The organism is Pseudomonas sp. MSSRFD41 (assembly GCF_014230245.1).
GTDB classification, from domain to species: Bacteria; Pseudomonadota; Gammaproteobacteria; order Pseudomonadales; family Pseudomonadaceae; genus Aquipseudomonas; species Aquipseudomonas piscis.
Window position 1 is genome coordinate 48,082 of sequence record NZ_JACKZK010000012.1, and the last position, 15,744, is coordinate 63,825.

At 66.1% G+C, this 15,744-nt stretch carries 1 protein-coding gene (only partly in view); it reads left to right on the forward strand.

Translation table 11 applies throughout. The features are described 5' to 3' along the window. Positions 1–15,744: the 5' portion of a non-ribosomal peptide synthetase gene (locus H7A76_RS18775; RefSeq protein ID WP_185699867.1), read on the forward strand. 3,498 nt of this gene lie beyond the right edge of the window; only the first 15,744 of its 19,242 coding nucleotides appear in the window; it begins with the start codon at positions 1–3; its stop codon lies off the right edge, out of view.

Consider the following 15,744-nt stretch of genomic DNA (forward strand, 5'->3'; position numbering starts at 1 on the left):
ATGAAGCCGCAAACCTTCCCGCTGACCGCCGCGCAAAAAGCCATCTGGCTCGACCAGATCAGCCAGGGCGATTCGCCGCTGTACAACATCGGCAACTACCTGGAGATCCAGGGGCCGATCGTCCCCGAAGTGATGCAGCGTGCCGTGCAGTTGATGGTGGACAAGCACGATGCCCTGCGCCTCGCCCTGGTTGACGAGACGGATGCCGACGGCGTGCCGTTGCAGGCGTTCGTGCCGGCGATCAAGGTCGACGTGCCATTTCTGGATTTCTCCACCCAGGCCGATCCCGTCGGCACGGCCATGGCCTTCGTTGAAGAACACATGGCGCGGGCATTCCCCATGACCGAGGCGCCGCTGTGCCGGTTTTTCCTGATCAAACTGGCCGACGCCCATTACTGGTCGATCAACCAGGCCCACCACATCATCCTCGATGGCTGGGCCTTCGGTGAGATGCTGCAATCGCTTGGCGCGCTGTACAGCGACCTGCTCGAGGCGCGGCAGCCGGATATGGAAGCCACGTCCTACGAGGATTTCATCCACGACGACCTGCGCTACCGTGAGTCGGCGCGCTATGCCAAGGACCGTGAATACTGGCAGGCGAAGTACCAGAGCCTGCCGGAGCCGCTGTTCACGGCGCGCCATCACAACCAATTCGCCAAGGGCAAGGCCCCGGGCCGGCATTACGCACGGCCGTTCCCGGTGGCTTTACATGAGCGCATGGGGGAGCTGGCCAAAGACTTCCAGGCCTCTACCTATCATGTGCTGCTGGCGGCCATGTATGTCTATTTCACCCGCGTGACGCAGCGCGATGAATGGGTGGTGGGCCTGCCCTTGCTCAACCGCACGGGCAAGTTCAAAGGCACCGTTGGCATGTTTACCCAGGTCAGCGCGGTGCGCTTCAGCCTCGGTCGCGAGCTGACTTTTGGCGAGGTGATCTGTGCCGTGCGCGACGGGCTCAAGCAGGATTACCGGCACCAGCGTTTCCCCTTGAGTGGCTTGAACCTGCGCAACGAAGGCGGGCAGCTGTTCGATGTGACCTTGTCCTACGAACAGGACGACCATCGGTACCAGTTCGCCCAAGGGCTGGGCGATTCGGTCAAGGTCACCAACAGCCACGAGCAGATGCCCCTGGCTTTTCACCTGCGTGCGAGCAACCTGAAAGACAAGGCATGGGCCCACTACGTCTATAACGAAGCGTATTTCAATGCCGAGGAAATCGAATGCCTGGCGGAGCGCTTCACCCACGTGCTGGAGCAAGCGCTGGAGAATGCCGCGCTGGCGGTGAATGACTTCTCACTGACCACCGAGCGCGATCGCGCACTGTTGCAACAGTGGAACGCCGGCTCCAGTACGCCGGCCAGCGATGCCACCCTGCATGGGTTGTTTGAAGCCCAGGCGGCTTCACGACCCGATGCGACCGCCGTGGTGTTCCACGAGCAGCGCTTGAGCTACGCCGAATTGAACCGTCGCGCGAACCGGGTGGCCCACCGTCTGTTAAGCCTGGGTGTGCGCCCGGATGACCGGGTGGCGATCTGCGTTGAGCGCGGCCTGGAAATGATCGTCGGGCTGCTGGGCATCCTCAAGGCCGGCGCCGGTTATGTGCCGATCGACCCGGCGTATCCCCAGGAGCGCATCAGTTACACCTTGCAGGACAGCGCCCCGGTAGCGGTGCTGGTGCAGGCGGCGACCCAGGCACTGGTGGCCGAACTCGCGGTACCGGTGATTGATCTGGACGCGACGAGCCTGCACCAGGAATCGGTACAGGACCCGCACATTGCAGGCCTCACCGCGGCCAGCCTGGCCTATGTGATCTACACCTCGGGCTCCACCGGTTTGCCCAAGGGCGTGATGATCGAACACGCTAACGTCACGCGGCTCTTTACCGCCACCGATGCCTGGTTCAGTTTCAACCATCAGGACGTGTGGGCCTTGTTCCACTCCTTCGCCTTCGATTTCTCCGTGTGGGAAATCTGGGGTGCGCTGATTCACGGCGGCCAACTGCTGGTGGTGCCGCAAGTCACCAGCCGCTCGCCGGACGAATGCTACGCGCTGCTGTGCAGCGCGGGCGTCACCATCCTCAACCAGACGCCGAGCGCCTTTCGCTCACTGATCGCCGCTCAGGGCCAGAGTGCGTTGAAGCACTCCCTGCGCCAGGTGATTTTTGGTGGCGAAGCCCTCGAGCCGGCGATGCTCAAGCCCTGGTATGCGCGCATGGCCAACAGCGGCACGCAACTGGTGAACATGTACGGCATCACTGAAACCACCGTGCACGTCACCTACCGGGCGTTGGCAGCGGCGGATGCGCAACTGGTCGGTACCAGCCCCATCGGCGGGCGCATTCCGGACCTGCGCCTGTACGTCCTCGACGCCCAGGGCCGGCCGGTGCCACACGGTGTCGAAGGGGAGCTGTACGTGGGCGGCGCGGGCGTGGCCCGTGGCTACCTGAACCGCCCTGAACTCAACGCCGAGCGCTTTCTGCACGATCCCTTCGACCCCACGCCCGGTGCGCGCATGTACCGTACCGGCGACCTGGGGCGGTGGCAGGCGGATGGCAGCATCGACTACCTGGGGCGTAACGACGACCAGGTCAAGATCCGCGGTTTCCGTATTGAACTGGGTGAAATCGAAGCCCGTCTGACGGCCTGCGACGGCGTGCGTGAAGCGGTGGTGGTGGTGCGTGAAGACGAGCCGGGCGATAAACGCCTGGTGGCCTATCTGATTGCCGCCGAGGGTGCCCAGCCTTCAGCCGCCGCGTTGCGCACGCAGTTGTTGGTGTCCCTGGCCGATTACATGGTGCCCAACGCCTTCGTCACGCTGGACAGCTTGCCGTTGACCACCAACGGCAAACTGGATCGCAAGGCGTTGCCGGCGCCGGATGCCGAAGCGTTTGCGCGGCGTGAATATCAGGCCCCGCAGGGTGCACTGGAAACCACCCTGGCGGGGCTGTGGAGCGAGTTGCTCGGGGTCGAGCAGGTGGGCCGCCACGACCAGTTCTTCGAGCTGGGCGGCCACTCGCTGCTGGCGGTGAAGTTGATCGAGCGCATGCGCCAGGTCGGCCTTAACGCCGATGTGGGCGTGCTGTTCGGACAGCCGACCCTGGCCGCACTGGCGGCGGCCGCCGGCAACCGGCACCAGGTGCAGGTGCCCGCCAACGTCATTGCCCGCGACTGCCAACGCATCACCCCGGACATGCTGCCGCTGGTCCGACTGCCCCAGGCTCAAATCGACACCCTGGTCGCCAGCATCCCCGGCGGTGTGGCCAACGTGCAGGACATCTACGCCCTGGTACCGTTGCAGGAAGGCATTCTGTTCCACCACCAGACCAGCACCGAGGGCGACCCCTATCTGCTGCAAGCGCTGCTGCGCATGGAGAGCCGCGCACGCCTGGCGGATTTCGTCGAAGCCCTGCAACAGGTGATCGCCCGTCACGACATCCTGCGCACGTCGGTCGCCTGGCACGGCCTGGACGAGCCGGTGCAAGTGGTCTGGCGTGAAGCCCACCTGCTGGTGCAGGAGGTGCAACTGGCGCCTTCGGCCGAAGATCTGGCCACGCAGCTCACGCAACGCTTCAACCCGCGTCACACCCGCATGGACCTGACCCGCGCACCGATGATGGCGTTGCATTTCGCCCAGGAACCGGGCGGTGAGGGCTGTGTAGCGGTGCTGCAGTTCCACCACCTGATCGACGATGCCACCTCGCTGGCGCTGCTTGGCGCGGAAATCGAAGCCTGCCTGCAGGGGCGTGCCGACCAGCTGGCGCCTTCGGTGCCGTACCGTAATTATGTGGCGCAGACCCGGCTGGGCATCAGCCAGGCCGCCCATGAAGCGTTTTTCCGCGAGATGCTCGGCGATGTCGATGAACCGAGCCTGCCGTTCGGGCTCCAGGACGTCCAGGGCGATGGCCAGGGTATCCAGCAGGCCAACTTGCCGGTGGCCGCGCAACTGGGCCAGCGCCTGCGCGCCCAGGCACGGCGCCTGGGGGTCAGCAACGCCAGCCTGCATCATTTGGCCTGGGGCCAGGTGGTGGGGCACTTATCCGGGCGCCGCGACGTGGTGTTCGGCACGGTCTTGATGGGCCGCTTGAGCAGCGGCGAAGACGCCGACCGCGCCTTTGGCATGTTCATCAACACCTTGCCGTTGCGTGTCGAGGCGGGCGGTCAGGGCGTGGAAGACGCGCTGAAAACCACCCACGCGCGGCTGGCCGCCTTGCTCGGCCACGAACACGCGCCGTTGTCCCTGGCCCAGCGTTGCAGCGGTGTGGCCGCGCCGACACCGTTGTTCAGCGCCTTGCTCAACTACCGGCACGCGGCAGTCGGCGCGCAGTCGGCCGAAGACGCGGGCAAAGCCCTGAAGTGGGCGGGCGTGGAAATGCTCGGCGGTGAAGAACGCACCAACTTCCCGTTGATGCTGTCGGTGGACGACCTCGGCGACTCCTTTGGCCTGAGCGTGCAGGCGGTGGCGGGTGTCGACCCGCAGCGCGTGTGCGGTTACATGCACCGCGTGCTGGAGGCCATTGCCGACGCGCTCGAGCACCAGCCGGACCAACCCCTGCACAGCCTGGCGTTGTTGCCCGATGCCGAACGGCAACAGCTGCTGGGCGACTTCAACGCCTTCGACGCCGAGTACCCGGCCACGGCCACCGTGCATGCGCTGTTCGAGGCCCAGGTACTGCGCCAGCCTGACGCCACTGCGCTGACGTACCAAGGGCAGGCCTTGAGCTACGGCCAATTGAACAGCCTGGCCAACCGCATGGCCCATCGCCTGGTCGCTGATGGCATCGGTGTGAACGATCGTGTGGCGATCTGCGCCGAACGCGGCCTGGAAATGGTCGCCGGGTTGCTGGCGATTCTCAAGGCGGGCGCGGGCTACGTGCCGCTGGACCCGGCCTATCCGGACGAACGCCTGGCCTACATGCTCCACGACAGCGCGCCCAAGGCGCTCTTGACCCAGCAATCCCTCATGCCGCGTTTCGGCGCGGCGGGCGTGCCCACCTTGTGCCTGGACAACCCGGCCGGCATCGCCGCACAACCTGCGCACAACCCGCGGGTGCAAGGCCTGCGGGCTGACGCCCTGGCGTACGTGATCTACACCTCCGGCTCCACCGGCCAGCCCAAGGGCGTGGCCATGCCCCACGGGCCGCTGGTCAACCTCATGCAGTGGCAGATCGCGCAGACCGTGGCGGATGGCCGCGAGGCTCAGCGCACGTTGCAGTTTGCGGCGCTGGGTTTTGACGTGGCATTCCAGGAAGTCTTCAGCACCCTGTGTGCCGGGGGTGAACTGTCGTTGATCCATGGTGATGTACGGCTTAACTTCCGCCAGCTGTTCCGTCATATCTGCGAGCAGCGCATCCAGCGTTTGTACCTGCCGTGCATCGCCTTGCAGGCGCTGGCAGAAGCGGTGGCCGATGAGCCGGAACTGGGCGCCCTGGCCTGTGCACTGAGCGATGTCATCACCGCGGGCGAGCAGCTGCGCATCAGCGCGCAGATGCGTGCGTTGTTCCAGCGCCTGCCGGGTTGCCGCCTGCACAACCACTATGGCCCGACCGAATCCCACGTGACCACGGCCCTGACCCTGGACGGCGATGCCGCCTCATGGCCGGTGCTGCCGTCCATTGGCGTGCCGGTGGCCAACACCCGCATTTACCTGCTGGATGAACAGCTGCAGCCTGTCCCCCTGGGCGTGGCCGGCGAAATCTACATCGGCGGCGCCTGCGTGGCGCGCGGCTATTTGCACCGTGATGACCTCACGGCCGAGCGCTTCCTGGCCGACCCATTCGTGGCGGGCGGGCGCCTGTACAAAACCGGTGACCTGGGGCGCTACCAGCCCAACGGCGAGATTGATTACCTGGGCCGCAACGACGGCCAGATCAAGATCCGCGGCTTTCGTGTGGAGCTGGGCGAAATTGAAGCGCGCCTGGCCCAGTACGCCGGCATTCGCGATGCCGCGGTGCTGGTGCGTGAGGACAGCCCGGGCGACAAGCGCCTGGTGGCCTACTTTACGGCCAAGGCCGAACGCGCAATACCGGGCATCGATGAGCTGCGTGCGCACCTGCAGGCACTGCTGCCCGACTATATGATCCCGGCCGCCTATGTACAGATGGAGCGCTTGCCGCTGTCGCCCAACGGCAAGCTGGACCGTCGTGCGTTGCCGGTGCCCGAGGTCGAGGCGTTTGCCAGCCGTGAATACGCGGCCCCTCAGGGCGCCACTGAAACCGCCCTGGCCGATCTCTGGGCCCAGGTGCTGGGCGTCGCCCGCGTGGGCCGCCATGACAATTTCTTCGAACTCGGTGGCCACTCGTTGCTGGCGGTCAAGCTGATCGAGCGCATGCGCCAGTTGGGCATGAGCGCCGACGTGCGCGTGCTGTTCGGCCAGCCGACCCTGGCAGCACTGGCGGCTGCGGTGGGCGGCGGCAGTGAAATCCAGGTGCCGGCCAACCGCATTCCGGCGGACTGTACGCAGTTGCGCGCCGACATGCTGACGCTGATCGAACTGAGCCAGGACGAGCTCGAGCGGATTGTCGCGCGGGTGCCCGGTGGCGCGCGCAACGTGCAAGACATCTACCCCCTGGCACCTTTGCAGCAGGGCATTCTCTACCACCACATCACCGCCGAGCAGGGCGACCCGTACCTGCTGCAAGCCACATTCACCCTGGGCAGTCGCGAGCAGCTCGACACGTTTGCCCAGTCCCTGCAAGCGGTTGTCGAACGTCACGACATCACCCGCACTGCCGTGTTGTGGGAGGGCCTGGAACGTCCTGTGCAAGTGGTGCTGCGCCACGCTGAACTGGCCCTTGAAGAGCTGCATTTCGATACCGCCCAAGGCAGCGTGCTGGAGCAGTTGCGCGCGCGTTTCGACCCGCGCCTGACGCGTCTTGACCTGGGCCGCGCACCGCTGATGCACCTGGCCTTCGCCCATGATGAAGCCAATCAGCGTTGGCTGGCGCTGTTGTTGTTCCATCACATCGCCATGGACCACACGGCCCTGGATGTCATCAGCGAAGAAGTCCAGGCTTGGCGCAACGGCGACTTTGCACAGCTAGGCGCGGCGATGCCGTACCGGAACTATGTGGCCCAGGCCCTGCTGGGCGTCAGCCAGGCGCAGCATGAAGCGTTCTTCCGCGAGATGCTGGGCGATATTGACGAGCCAACGTTGCCGTTCGGCTTGCAAGAAGTGCAGGGCGATGGCCTGGGTGTCAAGGAAGCGCGCCTGAACCTGGACCCGGACCTGTGCCGCCGCCTGCGGGCCCAGGCCCGTCACCTGGGCGTCAGCGCCGCCAGCCTGCACCACCTGGCCTGGGCCCGCGTGCTGGCCAGCGTCAGCGGACGGGACGACGTGGTCTTCGGCACGGTGCTGCTGGGCCGCCTGCAGAGCGGCGAGGGCGCCGACCGCGCCCTGGGCCTGTTCATCAATACCTTGCCACTGCGCGTGGATGCCGGCACAGCCGGCGTGCGTGCGGCGGTGCGCGCCACCCATGGACGGCTGACCGCCTTGCTCGGTCACGAGCATGCGCCGCTGGTGGTGGCGCAACGTTGCAGCGGCGTACCGGCGACGTCGCCGCTGTTCAGTTCGATCCTCAATTATCGCCATAGCCCGTTGCTGGAAAGCGAAGGGCCGCAGTACTGGGCCGGCACCGAAGTGTTCGAAGTGCGTGAACGCACCAACTACCCGTGCATGCTTTCGGTGGATGACCAGGGCGAAGGCTTCCAGCTGGGCGTACAGGCCACGGGCGTGGACGCGGCCCGTGTGGCGGCTTACATGCAAACCGCCTTGCACAGCCTGGTCGAAGCCCTGGAAAACGCACCGAATACCGCCGTGCAGCACCTGCCGGTATTGCCCGATGCCGAGCGCGAAACCCTGTTGCTGGAATTCAACGCCACCGCCCGCGATTACCCGCTGCAACAGACCCTGCACGGCCTGTTCGAAGCCCAGGTTGCACGCACCCCCGACGCGGTTGCCGTGGTGGCCGACGGCCAGCGCCTGAGCTACCGCGAGCTGAACGCCCAGGCCAACCGCCTGGCCCATCACCTGCGGGCGCACGGCGTGCAGCCGGATTCGCCGGTGGCGATTTGTGTCGAGCGCAGCGCCGAGATGGTGGTCGGCCTGCTGGCGATCCTCAAGGCTGGCGGCGCGTATGTGCCGCTGGACCCGGCCTATCCGCAGGATCGCCTGGCCTACATGCTTGAAGACAGCGCCCCGGCTGTAGTGCTGGTGCAAACCGCCACCCGTGCCTTGCTCGGCGACATCGCCGTACCGGTGGTGAACCTCGATCACGCCCACTGGCAGCAGCTGCCGTCAAGCAACCCGGCGGTTGCCGGGTTGACCCCGCAGCATGCGGCTTACGTGATCTATACCTCAGGTTCCACCGGCAAGCCCAAGGGCGTGATCAACGAACACAGTGCGGTGGTCAACCGCCTGCTGTGGATGCAGGAAGAGTACGGCCTCGATGCCGACGACAGCGTGCTGCAGAAAACCCCGTTCAGTTTCGACGTGTCGGTGTGGGAGTTCTTCTGGCCGCTGTTCACCGGCGCACGCCTGGTCATGGCGCGCCCGGGCGGGCACAAAGACCCGCAATACCTGTGCGATATCATCGAGGCCGAGCAGGTCACCACCTTGCACTTTGTGCCGTCGATGCTTGACGTGTTCCTGGCCCATGGCGATGTCAGCCAGGCGGCCGGGCTGGTGCGGGTGATGTGCAGCGGCGAGGCGCTGCCGGGCAGCGTGGTGCGGCGCTTCAAGCAGCAACTGCCGGGCAGCCAGCTGTTCAACCTGTATGGCCCGACCGAAGCGGCGGTGGACGTCACGGCCTGGGATTGCAGCGGTGCGCTGACCCCGGACAACACCCCGATCGGCAAGGCCATCGCCAACACCCGCATGTACGTGCTCGACGCGCACCTGCAGCCGGTGCCGCTGGGCGTCAGCGGCGAGCTGTACATCGGTGGCGTGCAGGTCGCCCGTGGCTACCTGAACCGTCCGGACCTGACGGCCGAACGCTTCTTCAAAGACCCGTTCAGCGAAGGCCGGCTGTATCGCACCGGTGACGTCGGGCGTTTCCTGGCGGACGGCAATATCGAATACCTGGGGCGTAACGACGATCAGGTCAAGATCCGTGGCTTGCGCATCGAACTAGGGGAAATCCAGGCGCGCCTGGGCGAGTTCCCGCGGATCCTGGAGGCTACGGTGCTGGCCCGCGAAGACGTGCCGGGCGACAAACGCCTGGTGGCGTACTACACCGGCGCGCCGGCGGCCACTGACGAGCTGCGCACCCACCTGCTTGCGCAACTGCCGGAGTTCATGGTGCCGCAGGTGTTCGTGCACCTGGACGCGTTCCCGCTGAGCCCCAACGGCAAGCTGGACCGCAAGGCGCTGCCGGCCCCGGACATGGCCGCGCTGCGCAGCCATGAATACGAAGCACCGCAGGGTGACACCGAAATCGCCCTGGCCCAGCTCTGGGCCGAGCTGCTGAACGTGGAGCGGGTAGGGCGTCACGACAACTTCTTCGAACTGGGCGGCCACTCGCTGCTGGCGGTCAGCCTGATCGGGCGCATGCGCCAGAAGGGCCTGAATACCGATGTGCGGGCGTTGTTCGGCCAGCCGACGCTGGCTGCGCTCGCAGCCTCCCTGAGCAGTGCGCGAAGCAACCTGGTGGTGCCGGCGAACCGCATCGGCGTCGATTGCCAGCGCATTACCCCCGACCTGGTGCCGCTGGTGGCGCTCGACCAACCCACCCTTGACCGCATCGTCGAGCAGGTACCGGGTGGCGTGGCCAATGTGCAAGATATTTACCCGCTGGCCCCCTTGCAGGCGGGCATCCTGTTCCATCACTTGCAGTCTGCCGAGGGCGATCCGTACGTGCTGCAGGCCATGATTGGCCTGAGCAGCCGCGAACGCCTGGATGCCTTCAGCCAGGGCTTGCAACGGGTGATCGACCGCCACGATGCCTTGCGCACCGCCGTGCTTTGGGACGGTTTCGCCGAGCCGCTGCAAGTGGTACTGCGCGAAGCCCGATTGGTGGTGCAAACCTTGACGCTGGATCCGGCGCAGGGGGCCATCGAGGAGCAGTTGCGGGCGCGTTTCGACACCCGTCATCACCGCCTGGACCTCAGTGAAGCGCCGCTGATCCGCATCGCTTGCGCTGCCGACCCGCAGAATGATCGCTGGCTGGCGGTGCTGATGTTCCACCATATGATCATGGACCATACGGCACTGGAACTGCTGCGCCAGGAAGTGCAAGGGTACCTGCAAGGGCAGGCCGCGCCGCAGGCCGCTGCACAGCCTTATCGCAACTACGTGGCGCAGGCCCGCCTGGGTGTCAGCGAGGCGGAGCATGAGGCATTCTTCCGCGACTTGTTGGGCGATATCGTCGAGCCGACGCTGCCGTTCGGCGTTCGCGACGTGCAGGGTAATGGCAGCCAGCTGCGCGAGTCGGTCTTGGCGCTCGAGGCCGAACTGAGCCAGCGTCTGCGCAGCCAAGCCCGCCAACTGGGGGTGAGTGCGGCCAGCCTGTTCCACCTGGCGTGGGCACGGGTACTGGGCGCGGTGTGCAGCAGCGACACCGCCGTGTTCGGCACGGTACTGCTCGGTCGCCTGCAAGGTGGCGAGGGGGCTGAACAGGCCCTGGGCTTGTTCATCAATACCTTGCCTCTGCGCGTCGACGTCGGCGCCGAGGGCGTGCGCGCCGCGGCGCAGGCGACCCATGGCCGTCTCACCGCGCTGTTGAGCCATGAACATGCGCCACTGGCACTGGCCCAGCGGTGCAGCGGGGTGGCGGCGCCACAGCCGCTGTTCAACGCACTGCTCAACTACCGGCACAGCGCCGTTGCCGCGGTGCAACAGGATCAGCGGGCGTGGCAGGGCATCGAGTTCTTCGCCGCCCAGGAGCGTACCAACTACCCGCTGACCCTCAGCGTGGACGACCTGGGTGATGACTTCAGGCTGGTCGCCCTGGCCGTGGACGAGATCGGTGCCGAGCGTATTTGCGACTTTATGCACACGGCCCTGGCGAACCTGGTGACGGCGCTGGAACACACGCCCCAGCTCGCGGTGAATCAGCTGCCGATCCTCTCGGCCCGCGAGCGCCAGCGGGTGCTGCTGGAGCTGAACGCCAGCGCCAGGCAATACCCGGTTGGCCAGACCATTCACGCGCGGTTTGAAGCCTGCGCCGCGCAGCAGCCCGAGGCCATTGCCGTACGCCAGGGCGATGCCCAACTGACGTACCGCCAGCTCGACAGACGTGCCAACCAGTTGGCGCACAGCCTGCTCGAACACGGCGTGAGCCCGGACGACCGGGTCGCCATCTGCGCCCGTCGCAGCCTGGAAACCCTGGTGGGCCTGCTGGCGATCCTCAAGGCCGGCGCGGCTTACGTGCCTATCGACCCGGCCCACCCGCGGGAACGCATCGGTTACCTGTTGCAGGACAGTGCCCCGCAGGTGGTTCTGGCCCAGTCGGGCACCCGCGACTTGCTGGGCGACAGCGACAGGCCGGTGATCGCGCTGGACGGCGATCAGTGGCACCACCAGCCGAGCGGCAACCCGAGCGTGGCCGGTTTGACCCCGACCAACCTGGCTTATGTGATCTACACCTCCGGCTCCACCGGTTTGCCCAAGGGCGTGATGGTCGAACATCGCACCCTGGAAAACCTGGTGAACTGGCACTGCGATGCCTTCGACCTGCACGCCGGCAGCCATACCTCCAGTGTCGCCGGTTTCGGCTTTGACGCCATGGCCTGGGAAATCTGGCCGGCCCTGTGCGTGGGCGCCACCCTGCACTTGCCACCGGCACAGCAGGCCCACGAGGACATCGATGCATTGCTCTCATGGTGGGCCGCGCAGCCGCTGGACGTCAGCTTCCTGCCGACGCCGGTGGCTGAATACGCGTTCAGCCAGCACCTTGGACACCCGACCCTGAAAACCCTGCTGATCGGCGGTGATCGCCTGCGTCAGTTCAGCACGCCGCAGCGTTTTACCCTGGTCAACAACTATGGCCCGACCGAAGCCACGGTCGTGGCGACTTCCGGGCGGATAGACGCGGGCCGGACCCTGCATATCGGCCGGCCGATCGCCAACACTCAGGTGTATGTGCTGGATGAGCACCTGCAACCGGTTGCGCGGGGCCTCACGGGCGAGTTGTACGTCGGCGGTGCCGGCGTGGCGCGCGGTTACCTCAACCGACCCCAGATGACCGCCGAGCGCTTTATCCAGGACCCGTTCAGCGCCGACCCACAGGCGCGCCTGTACCGCACCGGTGACTTGGCCCGTTGGCTGGAAGACGGCACGCTCGACTACCTGGGCCGCAACGATGACCAGGTGAAAATCCGCGGCGTGCGCATCGAGCTGGGCGAGATCGAAACCTGCCTGGGCGAGCACCCGGACGTGCGCGAAGGCGTGGTGCTGGCCCGGGATGGCCGCCTCGTGGCGTACTTCACCGAGTACCAGGCGCTCGACCTCGACAGCCTGCGCGACTGGCTGCAAGCCCGGCTGCCGGACGCCATGGTCCCGGCCGCCTATGTGCGGCTCGACCACCTGCCTTTGACGGCCAACGGCAAGCTCGACCGCAAGGCCTTGCCGGAGCCGGATCAATCGGCCGTGCTCAGCCAGGCTTATCAGGCCCCCGAAGGCGAGGTGGAAGTCGCCCTGGCTGCGCTGTGGGCCGAGGTGCTCAAGGTCGAGCGCGTCGGTCGCCATGACAACTTCTTCGAGCTGGGCGGGCACTCCTTGCTGGCCGTCAACCTGATCGGGCGCATGCGCCAGGCCGGGTTGCAAGCCGACGTGCGCAGCCTGTTCAGCCAACCGACCCTGGCGGGCCTGGCGAGGGAGCTGGGCAACGCCGATGAAGTAGAGATACCGGCCAACCTGATCAGTGCCGACTGCACCCGGATCACCCCCGCCCACTTACCGTTGGCGAACCTTGACCAGGCGAGCATCGACCGGATTGTCGCCACCGTGCCGGGCGGCGTGGCCAATGTGCAGGATATCTACGCGCTGGCGCCGTTGCAGGAAGGCATCCTGTATCACCACCTGAGTGCCGGGCAAGGCGACCCTTACCTGTTGCAGGCGCGTTTCAGCTTTGCCGATAAAGGCCGTCTGGACGCGTTTGCCCAAGCGTTGCAGGCGGTGGTGGACCGTCACGACATCCTGCGTACCAGCATCGTCTGGGAGGGCCTGGACACGCCGATGCAAGTGGTCTGGCGCAGCGCCCGGCTGGCGGTGCGGGCCATTGCCCTGAATGGGGCCGACGGGGATGTGCTGAGCCAGTTGCACGAGCGCTTTGATGCCCGGCGCACGCGCCTGGATGTGAGCCAGGCGCCCCTGATGCAACTGGTTTACGCCCAAGACCCGGCGAACCAGCGGATCGCGGCGATCTTGCTGTTCCATCACCTGGCCCTGGACCACACGGCCATGGACGTGGTGCGCCACGAGGTGCAGGCCAGCCTGTCGGGCAGCCAGCAAACCCTCGGCGAGCCGGTGCCCTATCGCAACTATGTGGCGCAGGCGCGCCTGGGCGTCAGCGAGCAGGCCCATGAAGCGTTCTTCCGCGAACAACTGGCCGATATCGACGCACCGACCTTGCCCTTCGGCCTGCACGACGTACAGAGCGACGCCGGCGGCATCGAAGAACGCTCGCTGGCGGTAGACGCCGCATTGGCCCTGCGCCTGCGGGCGCAATCACGGCAACTGGGGGTCAGCGCCGCAAGCCTGTTCCATCTGGCGTGGGCGCACGTGCTGGCGACCGTCTCGGGCCAGGACACGGTGGTCTTCGGCACCGTGCTGATGGGCCGCATGCAAGGCGGCGCGGGCAGCGAGCGTGCCCTGGGCATGTTCATCAACACCTTGCCGCTGCGTATCGACCTGGCCGGGCAAGGTGCGCGCGCCAGTGTGCGAGCCACTCACTCACGCCTGAGCGCGTTGCTGGGGCATGAGCATGCCTCACTGGCGCTGGCCCAGCGTTGCAGCGGGGTGGCGGCGCCCGCGCCGTTGTTCAGTGCGCTGCTCAACTACCGGCACAGCCAGCCGGCCGATACACAAAACCTGGAAGGCTGGCACGGTATCGAGGTGCTCGGCGGCGAGGAGCGCACCAACTATCCGCTGGCCTTGAACGTCGATGAGTTGGGCGATGCGTTCAGCCTCAACGTGCTGACGCCGGCGTCCGTGGGCGCGCAGCGTGTTTGCCGGTTCATGCACAATGCGCTGGAGCAACTGGTGCTGACGCTGGAGCAGGCTCCGGATGCGCCGATCGACGGTTTGAGCATCCTGCCGACGGCAGAGCGTGATCAGGTGTTGCTGGCATTCAATGCCACCGCGACGGACTTCCCATCGACGCAGACCGTGCATGGCGTGTTTGAAGCTCAAGTGGTTGCGCGGGCGCACGCCGTGGCGGCGGTGCAGGGCGCGGTTTCACTGAGCTACACGCAACTTAACGCGCGGGCCAACCGCCTGGCCCACCACTTGCTGGGCCTCGGCGCCGCGCCGGGTGAGCGGGTGGCGATCCTGCTGGAGCGTTCCCTGGATTTGCTGGTGGCCCAGTTGGCGATCAGCAAGTGCGCGGCAGTGTATGTGCCGTTGGACGTGAATGCCCCGACGGATCGCCAAGCCTTCATGATCGAAGACAGCGGCGCCCGCTGGGTGCTGACCACCCGCGCGATCGAGATCACTGGCCACCGTCTGGACCTGGACAGCCTCGACCTGAGCGCGGAACCCGAGCACAACCCGAGCCTGGAACAGTCAGCGGAAACCGCGGCCTACATCATGTACACCTCCGGTTCCACCGGCACGCCGAAGGGCGTGCTGGTGCCGCACCGAGCGATCACACGGCTGGTGATCAACAACGGTTATGCCGAGTTCAATCCGCAGGACCGCGTGGCGTTCGCTTCCAACCCGGCGTTCGATGCCAGCACTCTGGACGTGTGGGCACCGTTGCTCAACGGCGGCGCAGTGGTGGTGGTCGATCAGGACACGCTGTTGTCCCGCGAGGCCTTTGCGACCTTGCTGCAAGAGCAGTCGATCAGCGTGTTGTGGATGACCGCCGGCCTGTTCCATCAGTACGCCGAAGGTTTGCTGCCAGTCTTCCCGCAACTGCGCTACCTGATTGTTGGCGGTGATGTGCTGGACCCAAGCGTGATCGCCCGCGTACTCAAGGACGGCGCACCGCAGCACCTGTTGAACGGCTACGGCCCCACCGAAGCCACCACCTTCTCCACCACCCATGAAATTCTACGTGCGGACGAGGGCAGCATCCCCATCGGCAAACCGGTCGGCAATAGCCGCGCCTACGTGCTCGATGCCCGTCAGCAACCGGTGCCGGTGGGGGTCGCCGGCGAGTTGTACATCGGCGGGCAGGGCGTGGCCCTGGGTTATCTGAACCGTGCCGACCTGACGGCCCACGCGTTCCTGGTCGACCCGTTCAACGACGGCGGTTTGATGTACCGCACCGGCGACCTGGTGGCCTGGCGTGGCGACGGTACCTTGCAGTACCTGGGGCGTAACGACCAGCAGGTGAAGATTCGCGGCTTCCGTATCGAACTGGGCGAGATCGAAACGCGCCTGGGCGAACACCCGCAGGTCAAGGACGTGGTGGTATTGGCGCGTCAGGATGAACCGGGGCACAAGCGTTTGGTGGCCTACTTCACTGAACGCAGCCGAGTGGACATCGAAGCGCTGCGCGACTATCTGCATGACCAGTTGCCGGACTACATGGTTCCGGCCGCCTACGTGCGCCTGGACAGCCTGCCGCTGACCAACAACGGCAAA